At 34.4% G+C, this 16,433-nt stretch carries 24 protein-coding genes; 16 read left to right on the top strand and 8 right to left on the bottom strand.

The window, feature by feature from the left end; translation table 11 throughout:
* Nucleotides 1–8: 8 nt before the first annotated feature.
* Both AAIE21_RS06700 and AAIE21_RS06695 read right to left on the bottom strand, forming a co-directional pair.
* Nucleotides 9–485: a VOC family protein gene (locus AAIE21_RS06700; RefSeq protein ID WP_343266053.1), complete on the bottom strand. Its 477-nt coding sequence runs from the start codon at nucleotides 483–485 to the stop codon at nucleotides 9–11.
* Between the two features lie 134 nt (nucleotides 486–619).
* A complete protein-coding gene (locus AAIE21_RS06695) occupies nucleotides 620–1,222 on the bottom strand; it encodes an HD domain-containing protein (protein WP_343266052.1) in 603 nt (200 codons plus the stop codon).
* 180 nt (nucleotides 1,223–1,402) lie between these two features.
* Here AAIE21_RS06695 and AAIE21_RS06690 point away from each other — a divergent pair, with 180 nt between their 5' ends.
* From AAIE21_RS06690 to AAIE21_RS06650, 9 genes are all read left to right on the top strand, one after another.
* Nucleotides 1,403–2,302: a DNA-binding domain-containing protein gene (locus AAIE21_RS06690; RefSeq protein WP_343266051.1), complete on the top strand. Its 900-nt coding sequence runs from the start codon at nucleotides 1,403–1,405 to the stop codon at nucleotides 2,300–2,302.
* A gap of 109 nt (nucleotides 2,303–2,411) precedes the next feature.
* Nucleotides 2,412–2,825, top strand: a complete 414-nt coding sequence (locus AAIE21_RS06685) for an NUDIX domain-containing protein (RefSeq protein WP_343266050.1) — start codon at nucleotides 2,412–2,414, stop codon at nucleotides 2,823–2,825.
* A gap of 201 nt (nucleotides 2,826–3,026) precedes the next feature.
* Entirely contained in the window at nucleotides 3,027–3,740 is a 714-nt protein-coding gene (locus AAIE21_RS06680) for an alanyl-tRNA editing protein (protein ID WP_343266049.1), read from the top strand.
* 35 nt (nucleotides 3,741–3,775) lie between these two features.
* Nucleotides 3,776–4,606 carry a TrmB family transcriptional regulator gene (locus AAIE21_RS06675; protein WP_343266048.1) on the top strand — a complete coding sequence of 277 codons (831 nt, stop codon included), beginning with the start codon at nucleotides 3,776–3,778 and terminating at the stop codon, nucleotides 4,604–4,606.
* The gene (locus AAIE21_RS06670) at nucleotides 4,606–5,331 is read left to right on the top strand and encodes an AzlC family ABC transporter permease (RefSeq protein WP_343266047.1); all 726 of its coding nucleotides are present in this window, start codon (nucleotides 4,606–4,608) and stop codon (nucleotides 5,329–5,331) included. Before AAIE21_RS06675 ends, AAIE21_RS06670 begins: the two co-directional genes overlap by 1 nt.
* Nucleotides 5,322–5,633, top strand: a complete 312-nt coding sequence (locus AAIE21_RS06665) for an AzlD domain-containing protein (RefSeq protein ID WP_343266046.1) — start codon at nucleotides 5,322–5,324, stop codon at nucleotides 5,631–5,633. The genes AAIE21_RS06670 and AAIE21_RS06665 overlap by 10 nt, the downstream gene beginning before the upstream one ends.
* Before the next feature lie 62 nt (nucleotides 5,634–5,695).
* A complete protein-coding gene (locus tag AAIE21_RS06660; protein WP_343266045.1) occupies nucleotides 5,696–5,866 on the top strand; it encodes a DUF3951 domain-containing protein in 171 nt (56 codons plus the stop codon).
* Nucleotides 5,867–5,956: 90 nt separating this feature from the next.
* Nucleotides 5,957–6,547: a TetR/AcrR family transcriptional regulator gene (locus AAIE21_RS06655; RefSeq protein ID WP_343266044.1), complete on the top strand. Its 591-nt coding sequence runs from the start codon at nucleotides 5,957–5,959 to the stop codon at nucleotides 6,545–6,547.
* A complete protein-coding gene (locus AAIE21_RS06650) occupies nucleotides 6,537–6,932 on the top strand; it encodes a DUF5367 family protein (protein ID WP_343266043.1) in 396 nt (131 codons plus the stop codon). Before AAIE21_RS06655 ends, AAIE21_RS06650 begins: the two co-directional genes overlap by 11 nt.
* A 67-nt stretch (nucleotides 6,933–6,999) precedes the next feature.
* Here AAIE21_RS06650 and AAIE21_RS06645 read toward each other — a convergent pair whose 3' ends face one another.
* The 5 genes from AAIE21_RS06645 to AAIE21_RS06625 form a co-directional block, all read right to left on the bottom strand.
* Nucleotides 7,000–7,359: a hypothetical protein gene (locus tag AAIE21_RS06645; RefSeq protein ID WP_343266042.1), complete on the bottom strand. Its 360-nt coding sequence runs from the start codon at nucleotides 7,357–7,359 to the stop codon at nucleotides 7,000–7,002.
* Nucleotides 7,360–7,371: 12 nt separating this feature from the next.
* Nucleotides 7,372–7,977: a dienelactone hydrolase family protein gene (locus tag AAIE21_RS06640; protein WP_343266041.1), complete on the bottom strand. Its 606-nt coding sequence runs from the start codon at nucleotides 7,975–7,977 to the stop codon at nucleotides 7,372–7,374.
* Nucleotides 7,978–7,980: 3 nt separating this feature from the next.
* The gene (locus tag AAIE21_RS06635) at nucleotides 7,981–8,316 is read right to left on the bottom strand and encodes an antibiotic biosynthesis monooxygenase family protein (protein ID WP_343266040.1); all 336 of its coding nucleotides are present in this window, start codon (nucleotides 8,314–8,316) and stop codon (nucleotides 7,981–7,983) included.
* Nucleotides 8,317–8,558: 242 nt separating this feature from the next.
* On the bottom strand, nucleotides 8,559–8,738 hold the full coding sequence (locus AAIE21_RS06630) for an H-type small acid-soluble spore protein (RefSeq protein WP_343266039.1): 180 nt from the start codon (nucleotides 8,736–8,738) through the stop codon (nucleotides 8,559–8,561).
* A 68-nt stretch (nucleotides 8,739–8,806) separates the two neighbouring features.
* On the bottom strand, nucleotides 8,807–10,021 hold the full coding sequence (locus AAIE21_RS06625) for a helix-turn-helix domain-containing protein (protein WP_343266038.1): 1,215 nt from the start codon (nucleotides 10,019–10,021) through the stop codon (nucleotides 8,807–8,809).
* A 119-nt stretch (nucleotides 10,022–10,140) separates the two neighbouring features.
* On the opposite strand from AAIE21_RS06625, the gene AAIE21_RS06620 reads away from it, so the two are divergent.
* From AAIE21_RS06620 to AAIE21_RS06590, 7 genes are all read left to right on the top strand, one after another.
* Nucleotides 10,141–11,409, top strand: coding sequence for an MFS transporter (locus AAIE21_RS06620; protein WP_343266037.1), 1,269 nt, complete (start codon nucleotides 10,141–10,143; stop codon nucleotides 11,407–11,409).
* A 177-nt stretch (nucleotides 11,410–11,586) separates the two neighbouring features.
* Nucleotides 11,587–12,111, top strand: coding sequence for a hypothetical protein (locus AAIE21_RS06615; protein WP_343266036.1), 525 nt, complete (start codon nucleotides 11,587–11,589; stop codon nucleotides 12,109–12,111).
* Nucleotides 12,112–12,270: 159 nt separating this feature from the next.
* Nucleotides 12,271–13,065, top strand: a complete 795-nt coding sequence (gene ucpA / locus AAIE21_RS06610) for an SDR family oxidoreductase UcpA (RefSeq protein ID WP_343266035.1) — start codon at nucleotides 12,271–12,273, stop codon at nucleotides 13,063–13,065.
* Nucleotides 13,066–13,233: 168 nt separating this feature from the next.
* A complete protein-coding gene (locus AAIE21_RS06605) occupies nucleotides 13,234–13,395 on the top strand; it encodes a peptidase (RefSeq protein WP_343266034.1) in 162 nt (53 codons plus the stop codon).
* A 141-nt stretch (nucleotides 13,396–13,536) separates the two neighbouring features.
* The gene (locus tag AAIE21_RS06600; protein WP_343266033.1) at nucleotides 13,537–14,190 is read left to right on the top strand and encodes a cupin domain-containing protein; all 654 of its coding nucleotides are present in this window, start codon (nucleotides 13,537–13,539) and stop codon (nucleotides 14,188–14,190) included.
* A 182-nt stretch (nucleotides 14,191–14,372) separates the two neighbouring features.
* Nucleotides 14,373–14,876 carry a histidine phosphatase family protein gene (locus tag AAIE21_RS06595; RefSeq protein WP_343266032.1) on the top strand — a complete coding sequence of 168 codons (504 nt, stop codon included), beginning with the start codon at nucleotides 14,373–14,375 and terminating at the stop codon, nucleotides 14,874–14,876.
* A gap of 175 nt (nucleotides 14,877–15,051) precedes the next feature.
* Nucleotides 15,052–15,441, top strand: coding sequence for a hypothetical protein (locus AAIE21_RS06590; protein WP_343266031.1), 390 nt, complete (start codon nucleotides 15,052–15,054; stop codon nucleotides 15,439–15,441).
* A 47-nt stretch (nucleotides 15,442–15,488) separates the two neighbouring features.
* Here AAIE21_RS06590 and AAIE21_RS06585 read toward each other — a convergent pair whose 3' ends face one another.
* Complete coding sequence (locus tag AAIE21_RS06585; RefSeq protein WP_343266030.1) at nucleotides 15,489–16,424, bottom strand: alpha/beta fold hydrolase; 936 nt, start codon at nucleotides 16,422–16,424, stop codon at nucleotides 15,489–15,491.
* Nucleotides 16,425–16,433: the final 9 nt, after the last annotated feature.

The following is a 16,433-nucleotide window of genomic DNA, read 5'->3' as shown; positions in this document are numbered from 1 at the left end:
TTCTTATTTTATTCTTCCTTTTGTGAAAGAGGATGTAAAAGTTGATCCCATTCCTCTAAAGAAAGTTTTTCTGTAATATGTTTTAGTTCATCTGGAACTTTAACGAAACTAATGAACTCAATACTATTATCATCTGGATCTTGAAAATAAACAGACGCATTGCCTTGATTAGGGCGAACAAAAGGTTCGGTGGTAGTTCGATTGCCAAATGGAACTGGGGCAATATTTCGGTCTTTCAGCCACTTAATAGATGTATGAAGAAACTTGATGTCTACTTGAAAAGCGATATGCCGGAGAGAAGGATGATATGGGGTTTTATATTCTTCCCCTTCCCAAAGTCCAAGCCAACTTTGTTCTTCTACAATCCAAAAGAAAGCGGTGTTCTCATATCTTTTATATAGTTTTAAACCTAATGACTCATAGAATCGTATGGATCTGTCTAGGCTGCGAACGGGCAAATGAGCTTCGTATAATCCTTTAATCATAAATAAGCCTCCTAATAATTGAAATGCAGTTCTTATTTATAATTGTAATCTTTATATGTCTAAATGAAATCAATAAAAAGAGGGGGAATAACTCATACAAAAGTATGAAAAAACAGCCCATCTATGATGAGCTGTTACTGTTTGCATGCCTCGACATCAATGCCAGCAGCAATTAATTTTTTTTCGCCGTCTTGTTCAATCATCTTTTGTAATTTCGATAAGAAAGAGTCAAAGTCTGTATGTTTTGCAACTTGGAATGTCATTTTATGTTCAATGGGAAGCCATGTATCAATGTCAGCTTCATTATGTTGAATTTTAACTTCTAGTTTATCAAGAGCGTTGGCTACTTTCGCTTCGTATGTTTCTTTTGTTTCAAATTCCATCCATAAATCATATAGCTCTTCTCCGAGAGAACCGTCTAGTGTATGTTTAATATTTAAAATTGCTTTTTGTTCATTTTCTTGTTTTTGCAATTGTAATTGTTCGCTGTTCATTGTGTCAAAAGCAGGGATATCTCCAGCTTCCGCTTCCACAAGGTCATGGATAATAACCATTTTTAATAATTTTTCCATGTTTACTTCTTTATCTAAATAAGGCTGAACTAAAACAGCCATAAGTGACATACGCCAAGTATGTTCGGCGACGCTTTCCTGACGTCCGTTTGAAAGCCAACTATGCCTCATTTCATATTTTAGTTTTTCTGCTAGTGCAATGACTTTTAAAATATTATGTTCCATATGGATCCCCCTCATATTACTATAAGTTAATCTTAATATAAAAATAGAATGTGTCAATTTTACGTTAATTTGACTAATAATTCGGAAATATTATAAAATATTTTTATAATATTTTTTTATTTTTATAAAAGAGAAAGAAGAAGTTGAAATTGCAAAAATGCTGAGTGGGAGTGAATATAAATGTACCAACAGACAGCAATTCATGTACTAGATCTTTTGAAAAATATCGTAAATGGAATAGGGAATGTTCAGAACATAGAAGAGGAATGCAGAAAAATAGAAAGAGAGTTCCATGTGACGTATGTAGAATTAATGGACTTATATAATAAAATGATAGCTTTCCAAAGAGATATTGAAAAAGTGGGTGGTTTATTTGCATACGAACACTCCCAAATCATGTGGTTGAAATCTGAGTTAGAACTTTTATATGCTACGTACCAATTTTGTCAGCAGTATAATTTAAATATTGCAGTTACGTCAAAGGCAATTAGTAGGGAGAATCTGCAATTATTCCCGAAAACAGAAAGTCAATTGCAGAATACGTATTATAAATTAAAAAACCAAGAGCTACCATTTGAAAATATAAAAAAGGGTAAGCCAGGACGTAAGAAAAAACACGAACCAGAACAGTATGTGAATGAGAAGGAAGTAAAAAGTGTAGTAGTTCAAAGTGAGAAGACTGAAGCAAATCTAGTTACTATATTATCAGGGATTGTCGATAATTTTGAAACAATTGGTGTGGAGGGGAAAAAACAAGAACTATATCAATTTATGGAAGGGATTTATAAACTTTCAAGTATGGCGGTAGGGCATATAAAAGAAGATAATACACAAGAGATACAGAAAGAACTTCAAAATCTTCGTGCTGAAAATAAGAGGTTGAGACGTGAAAAAGAAGAGCTTATTTCTAGTATGAGTGAAATGAAAAATCAAATGAATCATTTTATTGAGAGCTCTGATATTGATCAAATTCGAACATTACCAGCTTTTGTGAATGTATGTAAACAATATTTAGAGAAAAATAAACTCCACCATAACAAAATAGATACAAGAGGACAAATAATATCTATGAAACAATGAGAGCTACTTCCTATTGGATTGTAAGAAGCTGATAGGAAGTAGCTTCTTATTTTTCTGTTAGAATTGGAAAGTGGTAAAGTAATGATATACATGAAAAGGAGAAAGGAATATGAACCAACAATTACATCCACGGGTCGGTGTTGGAGCTTTTATTTTGAATAAGCGAGAGGAGTTGCTCCTTGTAAGGCGGAAGAAAGCACCAGAGCAGGAACACTGGAGTCTCCCTGGTGGAAAAGTAGAATGGACGGAACCAGCAGAAGATACAGTTGTTAGAGAGATTCAAGAAGAGGTCGGACTAGAGGTCGAGGTTACATCGTTATTATGTGTAACGAATCATATTTTACCTGAAGAAGAAGCGCATTGGGTATGCCCGACGTATATCGCAAAAGTAACGAATGGGACAGCAGAAAATTTGGAACAACATGCTATTAGTGAAATTGGTTGGTTTTCGTTAGATCGTCTTCCAGAACCATTAACCTTAACATTACAAAATGCTTTGAAAGAATATGAGAAACTGAAATAAGTATATGAGAATAAGTTGTTAGTAAGAGATGGGAAAGGAATAGCTGCTGTTATTAGCAGGGAAATAAATATAGTAGGGCTATCTTGCTTTAAAGATAGCCTATTTTCTGTTAATTAAAATAAAATTCAGAATATTATTGACTATCCATTTTTTTCTTTTTATATTAGTAGGTATAACAATAACTACTAAAGGGGTGGGAATATGACGGAAGCATTATTTTTACATGATGCATACAAAAAAAGCTGCCAAACAGAGGTAACAAAAGTTGATGGAGATAGAGTATTTGTAAGGAAAACGGTATTTTATCTAACTGGTGGAGGGCAAGAGTGTGATACAGGTGTATTTACACAAGGTGAGCATAGTTTTGAAGTTGTAAAAGTAAAGAAAGAGCAAGATGAAATTGTTCACTATGTGAAAGATGGTGCAGGTCTCAAAGTTGGGTCAGTTCAGTTAGAAATTGATTGGGAACGCCGCCATAATTTAATGCGTCATCATTCTTTACTACATCTTATTGGTGCGGTTGTATATGAAAAATACGGAGCATTATGTACAGGAAATCAAATTTATCCTGATAAAGCACGTATTGATTTTAATGAATTACAAGAGTTAACGAGTGAACAAATTGCTGAAATTGAAATAGAGACGAATCGATTGATTCAGCAAAATAAAGAAATTTCTACTAGGTTTATTAGCCGTGAAGAAGCAGAAAACTCCACAGGAATGATTAAAACAGCAATCAACCTTCTACCAACTTCTATCCAAGAAATTCGTATTGTAACTATTCAAGATATTGATGAGCAAGCATGTGGGGGAACGCATGTAAAATATACAAATGAAATTGGCACTCTTGTTATAGATAAAGTAAAGAGTAAGGGAAAGCAAAATCGTCGTTTTGAAGTACGTGCTGTCATGTAAATACAAATAGAAGTGAATTGAAGTGAGGGATTACAATGGATGAAGTTATGAAAGAGTTGCAAAAATTAGGGTTTTCGCAATATGAATGCATAGCATACATCGGTTTACTAAAGCATTATCCGGCAACGGGATATGAAATTAGTAAGAAAACGGGAGTACCGCGTTCTATGATTTATGAAGTACTCGGTAAATTAATGGATAAAGGTGCAGTGCATTTAGTACCTTCAGAACCAGTTAAATATGTCCCTGTATCGGCAACTGAATTAATGAACCGCATGAGAAAGGATTTTGAAAAATCATTTGATTTTCTTGATCAAAAATTAAATTGTTTAGAGCAAGAGCGCCAAGTAGATGTAGTCTCTCATATTCGTACAGATGAACGTATTATAAAAGAAATTCGTAATATTATTGAGCGAGCCGAAGAGGAATTGTGGATTTCTGTTTGGGAACAGCAAGTGACTGAACTAGAGTCATTGATTCAGAGAAAAGAACAGGAAGGGGTACATATATTTTCTATTCTTTTTGGCGCACCAGAGACAAAAATAGGGACGACATTTCACCATAATTATATGACGCCAGATGTTGTAGAGGAGCGAATGGGAGGCCACCTAACGGTAATTGCCCGTGATGGGAAAGAAGTACTGATTGCTAACTTCTCAGATCATAGCACCTCATGGGCTGTTACAACATATGATCCGGCATTAGTGCTTGTTGCAACAGAATATGTTCGTCATGACATTATGGTTGAAGAAATTACAAGGGAATTTGGTCCTGATAAATTAGATGTACTATGGCGGGGGAATGCTGATTTAGTTCACGTTGTAACGGGTAAACGCTTGATGTACGAAATGAAGGGGGAAGATTGATGGCCAGGGCTGAAGCGCAGATGACAATGCACGGAAATGAAACATTTCAGCAAGGAGTGAAAGACTGCTTACCGACTGTACTAGGGTATTTAAGTATTGGTATCGCAGCTGGTGTAATTGAAAAAACAGCGGGATTTTCATTAGCAGAAATAGCATTAATGTCTACTTTGATTTATGCTGGTTCCTCACAATTTATACTCGCTGGTATGTTTGCGGCTGGAGCACCTACTTCTGCAATTATTTTTACTGTATTTTTTGTGAATTTACGTCATCTGTTAATGAGTGCTGCACTCGCTCCGTATTTAATGAAAGTCCCTTTCTTGAAAAATATGATCATCGGCTCACAAATTACAGATGAAACGTTTGGTCTTGCGGTTCAGCAAGCTTCAAAAAAGAAGTATTTAAGTGAGAGATGGATGCTTGGTTTAAATGTGACAGCATACTTAAATTGGATCATTGCGAATGTCATCGGTGGTATTTTTGGTGAGTGGATACCAAATCCTCATACGTATGGTATGGATTATGCATTACCAGCTATGTTTATTGGATTATTTGTGCTGCAGTTAATGAGTAGTCATCCAAAAGTAGCAATTCATCTCAGTGTTGCGATTGTGGCAATTGTAATCGCATATAGCATACATTTCTTCGTTCCAGCAAGCGTTGCAGTTATTATTGCAACACTTACAGCAGCAACAATCGGGGTGGTGATTGAAAAATGGAAGTAAGATTAGATGTGTTATTACTCTTAATTGGAGCGGGGGTAGTTACTTTAATTCCTCGTTTATTACCGCTCATTGTATTTAGTAAAATACAAATTCCAGATTGGGGACTAAAATGGTTAAGTTATATACCAATTGCAATACTCGCAGCGCTTCTTGCTGAAGTGCTTTTTATGAATAAAGAGATGCAATGGGATTATTTACTTGCTGCAATTCCAACATTCTTTGTTGCCATCTATACACGGAGTTTGTTAGGAACTGTGTTAACGGGTGTGATTGTGATTATTTTGTTACGTTTGTTCATATAACAAGGATTCCGCTCATATTATATCGAAAAGTGTAATATCGTGATTTAAAAAGGGGTGGTGTTATGATCATTTTAACGATAGGTGTTATTCTGCTTACATTATTTATCTTTTTCATCATTGGTCTACTTACTTTTACAATGCTTGTTAATAAAGCAACTCCGCAAATTTATTACACACCTTGTGATTCCATGACAATGCAATCCCATAAAAAAACGAGAGGAAAGAGAAGTTGATTTTAGACTTTTCTTCCTCTTTTTATTTATTTGATTTTTCTGTATAATTAAGTTAGTTATCTAACTAACTTACAAATAGGAGGGGATAAAATGGCAAAGCCGAATGTTGTAAATAAGCAACAATTGCTACGATCAGCAAAAGAGATGATTGCTGAACAAGGTATGGAAAAGCTAACGTTAAAAGCAGTTGCAGAAAGAGCTCATGTTACACAAGGGACTGTATATTATCATTTTAAAACGAAAGAGCAACTATTACTTGAAGTAACGGAGTCATTTTGCAAGTCATCATGGTCACAGGTTGAAACGGATTTTTCGATAGAAAAAGCGTTACATTCCGCTAAAAGTAGATGCACACAAGATTCTATGTACCATCATTTGTTTTTTCAATTAGTAGCCAGTGGATTGCAAAACGAAACGATAAAAGAAAGACTTGGTGAATTGCTAAATTATGAAAATCAAGAATTACACAAGGGACTAGCGCAAGTATGGGGAGAATTATCACTGATTGAAGGGATTTCAAATGAAACTTGGAGTGTTATGTGTAATGCATTAATTGATGGATTGGCATTGCAAGTATTATTGAATCCAGCGTTTAATATGGAAGAAACGTATGATGGATTGGAGATGTTTATAGAAAAGGTTGTATCTTTGCAGGAAGGGAAAGAAAATAGTGAAGAATAAATTGTGGATTACTATTTTGTTTTCTGTAGGTATTTGGTTTGCGGCGTCAACATTTTTTTATGTATTTGGAGCGGCTGTTTTAGTAGAAATATCCGCACCTTCATTTATGAATAGGCTCCTTCTTCTAGAAATCGGTACGGCATTATCTTTATACATTGTAATGTGGTTGTATCGAAAAATAGATTCATCGCGATATGCCCTCATAAAATTAGGGATTTTCGGCACCGGAATCGGATTGTTTTTAGATACTTTCCTTCTCTATTATTCTTCTAGCATTTTCCCAGCATTTTCATCACAGCAAATTTTATCTTTCACAATTTGGATGGTTATTGCCTATGCACTATATCTATTTATTCCTGTTTGGATGGAACGTAATAATTTTTAAGTAAAACACATGGACTGTTCTGTAAACAAGGAGCTGATTCCAAAAGTTCAGCTCCTGGAAAACAAACTTACATGTTAGAAATTCCTTGTAATAGTATTCCAAACAGTAGGCTAATAAAAGAAAAAGCGCCGACGGATACAGAAATGATTCGGTTATTTTTCCATTCTTTTATGAGAACCATAAATCCTAAAATACAAAGAAAGTACCAGATTGGTAGAAAAATAAAATCACTAATGTAGTCAGGGAGTAACGTATAAAAACTAGTCAAAACTAAAATCCAATGTCCAAGAAATAGAGTCATAACGATAAAGGAATGTCGATAAGGACGGTTTAAATATTTTTGGTTTTTAAGAGTGATGAAAATGGACGCTAATGTTATGATAATGATTAGAAAAACGAAAGCAAGTAAAAATAATGTAAATGACATATCAAAGCTCCTTTAATGCATGTGTTTCAGTATAGTTTTTTCAAGAAATGAACCTATCATTTCATATGCTTGTTTTGTAGATTTTTCGTTATATTTTACAGTATAAGGATCTAGAAATCCATGATCTCCTGGAAGCTGCTTTATATGCAAAAATGGGTTGTGTTGTTCTTGCAATGTTGTAATAAGAGAAGAAAGGGAACAGTTCAATTCTATTTCTGGAAAAATTAAAAGAGTAGGACATGTAGGAATAATATAAGGATAATCACGTATGCGAGAGCCATAGCAGCCAATAATAAAATGAACTTTTGGATTATTACTGCATAGCCAAGAGACGGTTGCTCCAACACTAAAACCTATGAGTCCTATGTATGGATAGTCTTTTGAAAGTGTTTGAATCATTTCTTCAATTTTCTCTTTTCCATGTTGAAATCCAACGTTTTGCATAAAATGGGAATAAGCTTTTTGTTCATCATCATAATGAAAAGGAGAATCTAGTTGTAAAAGATTCGGGCAGAATACATCAACCAGTGTTGAAGAAAAATTTGATATTATATCCTGCATATGTTCATTTACGCCGTATATTTCATGTACAACAATAAGAGCTACTTTTGGATTCATAAGTTACAAACCTTTCCTATGAAAATCATATTCTTTTTCAACAAGACAAATTCGCATATGGAACTGTTCATACCATTGTTCACGACCTCTTTGTCTTGCTATAGTATGTGCTGCATTTTCTCTCCATTGTTTAATTGCTTCAAGTGAATCCCAATATGAAATTGTAATACCAAATCCAGATGTATCCCGCGCACTTTCAACATCTATAAACCCAGGTTGCTGTTTAGCGAGTCTTTCCATTTCTTCAGCAACATCGACATAATCAGTTGTGTCTTGTGAAAGCTTGGAAGTGAATATAACTGCATAGTAAGGTATGTTATTTTGCTTTGCACCACTCATCGTATCCCTCCAAATGTACTTATGGATTGTATCATATCATAAAGAGTGAATAGTGTGTCTTTTGAGTATGGAAATATTTTATAAAATATCACGTACCGTATTGGGATAGTTATTGAAAAATAGAAAATTACGTTATTTATGTAGGAATGGCTAGAACAAAAAAACGGGTGGCCTTTCATTTCATATGAAATAATACAAAAAGAAGAAAAATCCCACTTCAAATAAAATTGAAGTGGGATTTTTTATATTTCCTCCAGGCTATTAATTGGAACAGTTAACTCGCGATTTGGATTTGTTGCATCATATATGCGGGCGGTTTCATTGCTTTCATCAACATGTTGAATCATAACGGGCATACCTTGAAAACTAACATGCGCTTGTTCTGATGACTCGGAAAGCTCTTTTGCACGTTGTACATTCATTCTTACATTCCTCCCATCTTTATTATTTTTGCTAAAAAGGAGGAATAATATACCATTTTGAGATAGGCTTAAAATTTTTGTATTATTTGTAATGTTCCTTTAATAAACACAGTAAATGTCGAATCAGGGAATTCTTGTATCGCATGAAAGGCTTCGGTTGCTTCCTGAAGTGCTTTTTGTTTATTTTGAAGTTCCATATAACAAAGAGCACGGTAAGCTCCACCAGTTATAATCCATGCTTGATCTAGTGGATGGAACATGTAATCTGGGATTGTTGCTCGTTCTAATGCTTCTAATGCATCTTCGTATCGCTTGAGGCCGTATAAAGCTTTTCCCTTTTCTACGTAATACGCCCCGTTTTCTTGAAAGAGTTGTTCATCTTGGAGTTTTTGCCTAAACAATTCCAGATGTTGTAGGGCTAACGTATATTCATTTGTAATTGTGTTATAATAATAAGCTTTTAATATGTCTACAATAGCAATAGATAAAATATTTTCAGTGAAAACGGCAAATTGTTCGGATTTCTTAATATAGTGTAGATATTTATTTTCATCCGCTACTATTACCTTTTGGTAAGAGAGAATTCGATAAAATTCGTCTGTTTTATAATACACTTGATTTTCTTTTGAGAAGTCAAGGGCTTGTAAGATAATTGCTTCGCACCCCTCATAATCACCATATGCGAGTAAAACAATTGCCTCAGATAGGAAAAGTTCTATTTGTATAATAAGGTCCATTTCTAATTGTTTTGCTTCATACTCTTTTCGAATAGAGGTAAGACGTTCTAGGCATTCTTTATATTTTTTATGGACAAATAACACATAACAAAGCTTTAAACTAGTTTGTGTACTTTCACGGTATAAAGAATATTTTTGAAAAATTGCTACGGCTTTTTCGATATAAGAATGTATGTTGTAATCGTTTAAATGAAAAGCAGCGCTTATAAATTGTTTATATAAACGAGCTGTACTTAAAGTAGGTGGCAGTTCTTCTTGAACAATAGGTAGCAGTGTATGATATACTTCTTCAAACTTCTTATTTTTTATAGCTTGTTCCATTTTTGGAAGAAGTTCTGCCACTTCTTCATTATCTTCTTCCAGTAAAAAACTCGCTTCACACCCAAGTTTACTAGCAATATATTGTAATGTCTTCATAGAAGGTGTTGCTTTCCCGTTTTCAATTTGACTCAGCATACTTTTCGTTAACTCTGTGCCAGCTAGTTTTGTTTGTGTAAGACGCTTTTCTTTTCGTAATGCTTTAATTTTTTCACCAAGAGTAGCCATGTAGTTGCTCCTTTATTATAAAAAAAGTTAAATACAATTAAACTTTTTGTTGTCAAAATTTGAAAAGTAATTATATAATAAGTTTAACACAATTTAACTTTTAAGGGGAGAGTGACATAATGGCGGACGCAAGTATAAGTCAAAATGATCCAAGACTTAAAATTGCAACAAGAAATATCTTTTTGATGATGATTGGAAAAATCACTTCTTTATTAGGAGCTGGGATTTATACGTTTGCAATGGGGTTATATGTTTTAAAAATAACAGGGTCAGGAGTAGGTTTTGCGATTACACTTATTTGTGGCTCAATTCCAAGGATGATATGTGGACCGATTGCAGGGGCAGTGGCAGATCGTGTGAATCGACGATGGCTTATTATTGGTATGGATTTATTAAGTAGTTTAACAATGATTACAATGTTTATTCTTTCTACTATATTTGGATCATCACTTCTATTTATTTATATTTCGGCAGCACTATTATCAATTTGTGCAAGTTTCTACTCTGTTTCGTTCACCTCTTCTATTCCAAATTTAGTAGATGTAGAGCGGATTCAAAAAGCAAGTGCTTTAAATCAGACAGCTGATGCATTATCAAGAATTTTAGCACCGATAATTGGGGGAGTAATATTTGGTTTATTTTCTATTACATCCTTTTTTCTTTTAAATGGAATTACATTTTTCTTAGCTGTTATTGTGCAATTATTTATCGTATTTGATTTGTATAAGAAAGAAGTAGAAGAGGAGAAAGGAAATTTTTTTGCGAGTATAAAAGAGGGGTTTTTGTATGTGAAACAGCAGCATGAAATATATCGTCTTATAAAAATAGCTCTTTGGGTAAACTTTTTTTCTAGTGCACTTTTTGTTGCGCTTCCCTATATTATTGTGCAAAGCTTACATTTAACTTCTAAGCAACTTGGAACTGTAGAAGGGATGCTTGCGGTTGGAATGTTAATTGGTGCAATTGTTTTATCTGTTCGTAAGGAAGTAAATAACCCATTTCGCTCTATTTATATTAGCTTGTTTTTGTTTGCAAGTTTAAGTTTATGTACCGTCTTCCCATTAATTGTTACGATTCCAAAGATAGCAAGTTTTATTTATTACATTGTTTTTATGCTTCTTAGCGGCATCTCAATAATGGCAGTAAATATTCCAATGCAAGTACATATTCAAAAAAACACAGATCCAGGATATTTAGGGCGTGTTTTTGGGCTACTTGAAACAATTGCTACTGCAATTGCCCCGCTTGGGATGATTTTGTTTGGGTTTTTATTGGATATGCTCCCAACGAGTATCGTAATGTTAATATTGGGAACTGGGCTACTTTTAGCAGTTCTTGTAGGAATGAAGCAGTCTAGAATGAAAAAACAAGTAGATGTATCGGCTTAAATTATCGAATTAATCATTGTTTTAAGAGATAATATAAAATGGAACTTGTAATTTCATTATTTATATGTAAAAAAATCATTCGGTTATATTTACTGGATGATTTTTTCTTTTTGAAAGTATGTTTTAGCTATGATACATTTAATAAAGTGTGTAACAAAGAAAGAGGAGAAAAGCAGTATGAGAAAAATAAGTTTTGTTATGTTTTGTTTATTTTTTCTAATGACTGGCTGTAGTAACTACGATACGTATATTGAAACAGGCATGCAAGCATTAGAAGGTGAAAAATATAGTGACGCAGTTATGTGGTTTGAAAAGGCTGAAGAGGAAAAATTTACGGAAGAGACAAAATCCTATAAGGACGTTGCTAAGCTGATGAATCATGGTGCATCGGCGTTAAAGGATGGAAAATATTTAGAAGCAAAAGATGATGCAAACCAAGTATTGCAAAAGAAAAAGGATGCTCCTCTTGAGAAAGCTGTAAAATCAAATGCAGAAAATATGCTTCAGAAGGCGAAAGATATTGAGGAAAAAGAAAAGGAAAGAATTGCGAAGCAGAGAAAAGTGGACGAAGAAGGCATTGATAAAGTAATCAAAGCTGTAGATAGTATGGATGAAGCGCGAGAAAAGCAGAAAAAAGTCGGAGAAGCATTAGATAAGGCTGAAAATGCAAAAGAAAAAATAGAAGCGAAGAAAAATCAATAGAATAATAATTGAAAAGTTATGTATAAGCTGTCGTTTGTTACGACGGCTTTTCTTTTTGAACGTTTTTTGACAAACGGAACAATTCTGAAAATAATAGGTAATATTTGGTATAATGAGAGTGTTAAAAAAGTTTTCTACAAATCATAAGGGGGTTATGAAATGGGAAAATTAGATGGAAAAGTAGCTTTTGTTACAGGCGCTGCAATGGGGAATGGTGCAGGAATTGCTCATGTGTTTGCAGAACTAGGAGCGAAAGTATTACTTGTTGATATTTCAGACAAGGTTCATGAGACCGCAAAAGAAATTATAAGTAAGGGATTAGAAGCAGTTAGTTACCAAGTAGATGTAACTGATTTTACAGCTGTAAAAGAAATAGCCAAAGATGCGTATGAGAAATATGGGAAAATTGATATATTAGTGAATAATGCAGGAGTGATTCGACTCGCTAATTTTTTAGAGATGTCGGACGAGATGCGTGATTTCCAATTTCAAGTGAATATTAATAGTGTATGGAACTTTTCTAAAGCCGTTCTGCCATACATGATTGAGAAGAATTACGGGAAAATTGTGAATATGTCTTCTGTAACAGGAACGCTAGTTGCAGATGAAGGAGAAACGGCGTATGCAACGACAAAAGCAGCAATTTGGGGATTTACGAAAGCATTAGCTCGTGAAGTAGCAAAGCATCATATAACTGTGAATGCGATTTGTCCAGGTTATATTATGACGCCAATGGCAGAACAAATTGCAAATGAATCTGATCCAAATGAACCGAATCATGTGATTGATGGAATCGCTTCAGCAGTTCCATTAGGACGATTAGGAAAAATTGAAGAAGTCGGACAGTTAGCTGGTTTTCTTGCATCTGACGAATCAAGTTACATAACAGGTACGCACATTGTAATTGATGGTGGAAGTACATTGCCAGAAACCGTTTCTGTTGGTGTGAAATAATATTTTAATATAGGAGAAATCTCAGTATGTATAAGATTTCTCCTATTAAAGTGAATGCTTCTTGTATAATCAGAAAAATCAATTTTGTTACAATGACTTGAATTTCCACCATTTTATCAAAAAAAGGAATATAATAAATGTATAACCTATTACAAGGAAGTGTAACTTATGAGTACTGTAGTTATCGTATATGGTATTATTCTTTCTACTATTATCACTTTATTTGTTGTTGGAGTATCACGTTATATCCATAAATGGAAAGAAGGGATTGCAAAGTTAAATCATATTGAAGAAGAATTCGATGATTTAATGTTACATCACAGTAAGTAATATGGTATTATTTTTTAATTAAATAATGTGAAGTATATCACAAAACATGCTGGTATTTTGGAGCATGTTTTTTTGTTATAAAAAATGATAATATATGGGCACATTAGTTTGTTTTTTTTCATATGATACAAATAGTATGAAATGCTGGGATTAGAAAAGAGGGATAGAATGGCTAATTCAGGATATGTTCCAGATAATAAAAATTTAAAGAAAAGTTCTGGGACACCGAATCTTTTCTTTGACTCACGGGAAAATGTATTTTTTAAACGGGATGACAAAAACGTTGCTTACGAAGTGACTTCAACACAGTTACCAGCTATGATTGGAGGAGCATTTGTTGACCTTTTTATGACGAGAGGTCATATGAGAGAACCACATTGGCATCCTAATGCCTGGGAATTGGATGTCGTTGTTTCAGGGGAAGCAGTTACTTCTATTTTAAATCCAGAAACGAATCAGTTGCAAAATTACAGAGTGAAAGCTGGGCAAACAGTTTTTATTCCAATGGGCTGGTGGCACTGGATTACGGCTGTATCAGAAGAAGTTCATTTACACCTTTTCTTCAATAATGACCAATTTGAAACAGCTGAAGGCTCAGACGTACTTAGAATGACCCCACCAGAAGTATTCCAAGCTGCTTACGGTGTGAATGCTGAACATTTAGCTAAGGATCTTGCTCCAATTAAGGAGTCTGTTGTGATTGGACCGCCGAATTTAAAGCATTCTACGGATGGACAGCGGTCTGATATAGTGATTGTATTAAATGGAGAGGTGACTTCATGTGAGATAGAGTAGCCCTTGTTCTCGAGTGAGGAACTCAGAAAAAGTTATAACAATATAATTTTATTATGTAAACAAAAAAGGCGCTTTTTTCATGAAGTGCCTTTTGTTTGTTATACAGAGAAAAATATTGAAAGGAATTGGTCAATCTCTAATAGAATCAATTGGATAGAAGAGGAAGTAAAAGGAGGGGTTTCATGACTCATATATATTTTGTCCGTCACGCTCATTCTACATATACACCAGAAGAAAGCGAACGTCCATTATCTGAAAAAGGATGGAATGATGCGCAAACCGTGACTGATTTATTAAGGGGAGAGAAAATTGATGTTGTAATTTCTAGTCCATATAAACGAGCAGTTCAAACTGTTAAAGGAGTTGCGGATCAATTTGAATTACCAATACATATTGAAGAAAATTTGCGTGAGAGGTTACTAAGTAAAGAACCGGTAGTAGATTTTGAGGAAGCAATTACAAAAGTATGGGAAAACCCAATATTTTTTTTCGATGATGGAGAATCAAATAATAGTGCACAACAGCGTGGTATTGCATGTATCAAGAAAATGTTAAAAGACTACGAAGGGAAAAATATTGTCATTGGAACGCATGGGAATATTATGGTACTCATTATGAATTATTTTGATTCTAAATATGATTTTAGTTTTTGGAAAGAACTTGAAATGCCGGATATATATAAATGAACTTTTAATGAGGAAATATTAACTTCTGTGGTAAGAATAGCAGCAGAGCGAATGACAAACCGGTCATTTGGTGAATAATTTGTAAAATTTTATCGAGAAAGCAGGAAAGAACAGAGTTGTTAGAGAAGTATGCTTTTGTAGCATAAAAAAATGTGTGATAAAGGAGGCTGTTTACATGTTTGAGAAAGAGAAGGGGTTAGTAGATCATCCAGAAGGGCTCATTGAAGTTCATAACGTATATGAAATTGTCCCAACGGATGGAACAATTATTGGGATGGCAACACCAGAAGAGATGGAAGTTGCTGCTGAACTAGAATTACAGCACTATGCCTATTCTCGTTTACTAGAAGCAAATATTCAGTTAGACGGTTCCTCCTACAAAGATATACTCCAGGAGTTCCAGGAGTATGAAAGAAAGTCAATGGAGTTTTGGCGTGCGTTACATAAACGCTTAGCTGTACCTTGGGCATGGGTACTTCGGATTGATGTTGCGAATGGACCTGTATATGTGAATAATGGAAACTCGTACTACGATGGTGATGAAGACGAGGTAGATTATGAATAGATGAAAAAGAAAGAAAGCAGTGAAGGCTGCTTTCTTTTTTTGCGTGTTTATTTAGTTTTAGAATGCTCATTGTTTTTAAGATCATGTATGCTACTTGCTTCTAAGGAATGAATGGCATGAATTATGAGATCAGGACGGTCACTTTCGATTCCATGGCTAGCATTTTGAGCGAGGATATATCGGCTGTTTTGAGAGATTGTTTGTTGCTCTTGAATAAGTTCTTGCCAAACTTTCTCAAGCTTTATAGCTTCTTCATAAGGCATGCCATCTCGAACCATTTGCCTCATAGAATAGTTTGGATCTCTTCCTATAATAATAACTGGAATTTTCAAAGTGATGTCTAGTTGTTTAATATTTTTAACACAGATTTTCCAATTCGAAAGTTCTGAAGCAGTGGCTTTATATAATGATGGCGAAGTAGAGAAAGTTATATATTGCTTTTGTTTATCAGATGTTAAATGACTATATTGAGTTAATAACACAGGTTGTAATTCTGTATAGAGAGTATGTTGATCCATGTTGGAATAAGCTATGTATTTTTGTAACCATACTTCATCTGAGTCGGTTTGATCCGAGACAGGTAAATCAAGATCATCTAATCGATGTAAATCCATAGAAGTAGAATCAACAAGCACAACAGCTTTTAATTGTTCCGAGTGCAACATAGCAAACTGCTGTGCACATAGTCCTCCATAAGAATGCCCAACTAAAATAATGGGTTGTCGAATCGTAAGCACATGTAATAATTCGCGTAATTCTTTTGCTGCTTGTAGTGTTGTACGCGGCTCGTCACCAAGTTCGCTTTTCCCATAACCGGGGCGATGAAAGAGAATAACTTTATAATGGAGAGCAAGCTTCTCTGCAATTGGCATCCAATCATAAAAAGAACAGCCCATTCCGGTTTGAATCACTACGATTTGAGAACCAGTTCCTTTTATACAAACTTCCATCTTATTTCTGAGCACTTCTATAAAATGATTCATAGTATCTCC

This window comes from Paenibacillus sp. 102 (genome assembly GCF_039549175.1).
Lineage (GTDB): Bacteria > Bacillota > Bacilli > Bacillales > Bacillaceae_G > Bacillus_A.
The sequence above is the reverse complement of the archived record's forward strand: the minus strand, read 5'-3'. Positions and strand labels throughout refer to the sequence as shown.

Excerpts from the sequence above, each read along its gene's own strand:
- AAIE21_RS06690 (WP_343266051.1), top strand. The coding sequence starts at position 1,403 with ATGTACCAACAGACAGCAATTCATGTACTAGATCTTTTGAAAAATATC.
- AAIE21_RS06630 (WP_343266039.1), bottom strand. The coding sequence starts at position 8,738 with ATGAATGTACAACGTGCAAAAGAGCTTTCCGAGTCATCAGAACAAGCG.
- AAIE21_RS06595 (WP_343266032.1), top strand. The coding sequence starts at position 14,373 with ATGACTCATATATATTTTGTCCGTCACGCTCATTCTACATATACACCA.
- AAIE21_RS06680 (WP_343266049.1), top strand. The coding sequence starts at position 3,027 with ATGACGGAAGCATTATTTTTACATGATGCATACAAAAAAAGCTGCCAA.
- AAIE21_RS06660 (WP_343266045.1), top strand. The coding sequence starts at position 5,696 with ATGATCATTTTAACGATAGGTGTTATTCTGCTTACATTATTTATCTTT.
- AAIE21_RS06640 (WP_343266041.1), bottom strand. The coding sequence starts at position 7,977 with ATGAATCCAAAAGTAGCTCTTATTGTTGTACATGAAATATACGGCGTA.
- AAIE21_RS06655 (WP_343266044.1), top strand. The coding sequence starts at position 5,957 with ATGGCAAAGCCGAATGTTGTAAATAAGCAACAATTGCTACGATCAGCA.
- AAIE21_RS06590 (WP_343266031.1), top strand. The coding sequence starts at position 15,052 with ATGTTTGAGAAAGAGAAGGGGTTAGTAGATCATCCAGAAGGGCTCATT.
- AAIE21_RS06645 (WP_343266042.1), bottom strand. The coding sequence starts at position 7,359 with ATGTCATTTACATTATTTTTACTTGCTTTCGTTTTTCTAATCATTATC.
- AAIE21_RS06670 (WP_343266047.1), top strand. The coding sequence starts at position 4,606 with ATGGCCAGGGCTGAAGCGCAGATGACAATGCACGGAAATGAAACATTT.
- AAIE21_RS06585 (WP_343266030.1), bottom strand. The coding sequence starts at position 16,424 with ATGAATCATTTTATAGAAGTGCTCAGAAATAAGATGGAAGTTTGTATA.
- ucpA (WP_343266035.1), top strand. The coding sequence starts at position 12,271 with ATGGGAAAATTAGATGGAAAAGTAGCTTTTGTTACAGGCGCTGCAATG.
- AAIE21_RS06635 (WP_343266040.1), bottom strand. The coding sequence starts at position 8,316 with ATGAGTGGTGCAAAGCAAAATAACATACCTTACTATGCAGTTATATTC.
- AAIE21_RS06620 (WP_343266037.1), top strand. The coding sequence starts at position 10,141 with ATGGCGGACGCAAGTATAAGTCAAAATGATCCAAGACTTAAAATTGCA.
- AAIE21_RS06600 (WP_343266033.1), top strand. The coding sequence starts at position 13,537 with ATGCTGGGATTAGAAAAGAGGGATAGAATGGCTAATTCAGGATATGTT.
- AAIE21_RS06625 (WP_343266038.1), bottom strand. The coding sequence starts at position 10,021 with ATGGCTACTCTTGGTGAAAAAATTAAAGCATTACGAAAAGAAAAGCGT.
- AAIE21_RS06685 (WP_343266050.1), top strand. The coding sequence starts at position 2,412 with ATGAACCAACAATTACATCCACGGGTCGGTGTTGGAGCTTTTATTTTG.
- AAIE21_RS06695 (WP_343266052.1), bottom strand. The coding sequence starts at position 1,222 with ATGGAACATAATATTTTAAAAGTCATTGCACTAGCAGAAAAACTAAAA.
- AAIE21_RS06675 (WP_343266048.1), top strand. The coding sequence starts at position 3,776 with ATGGATGAAGTTATGAAAGAGTTGCAAAAATTAGGGTTTTCGCAATAT.
- AAIE21_RS06615 (WP_343266036.1), top strand. The coding sequence starts at position 11,587 with ATGAGAAAAATAAGTTTTGTTATGTTTTGTTTATTTTTTCTAATGACT.
- AAIE21_RS06665 (WP_343266046.1), top strand. The coding sequence starts at position 5,322 with ATGGAAGTAAGATTAGATGTGTTATTACTCTTAATTGGAGCGGGGGTA.
- AAIE21_RS06700 (WP_343266053.1), bottom strand. The coding sequence starts at position 485 with ATGATTAAAGGATTATACGAAGCTCATTTGCCCGTTCGCAGCCTAGAC.
- AAIE21_RS06605 (WP_343266034.1), top strand. The coding sequence starts at position 13,234 with ATGAGTACTGTAGTTATCGTATATGGTATTATTCTTTCTACTATTATC.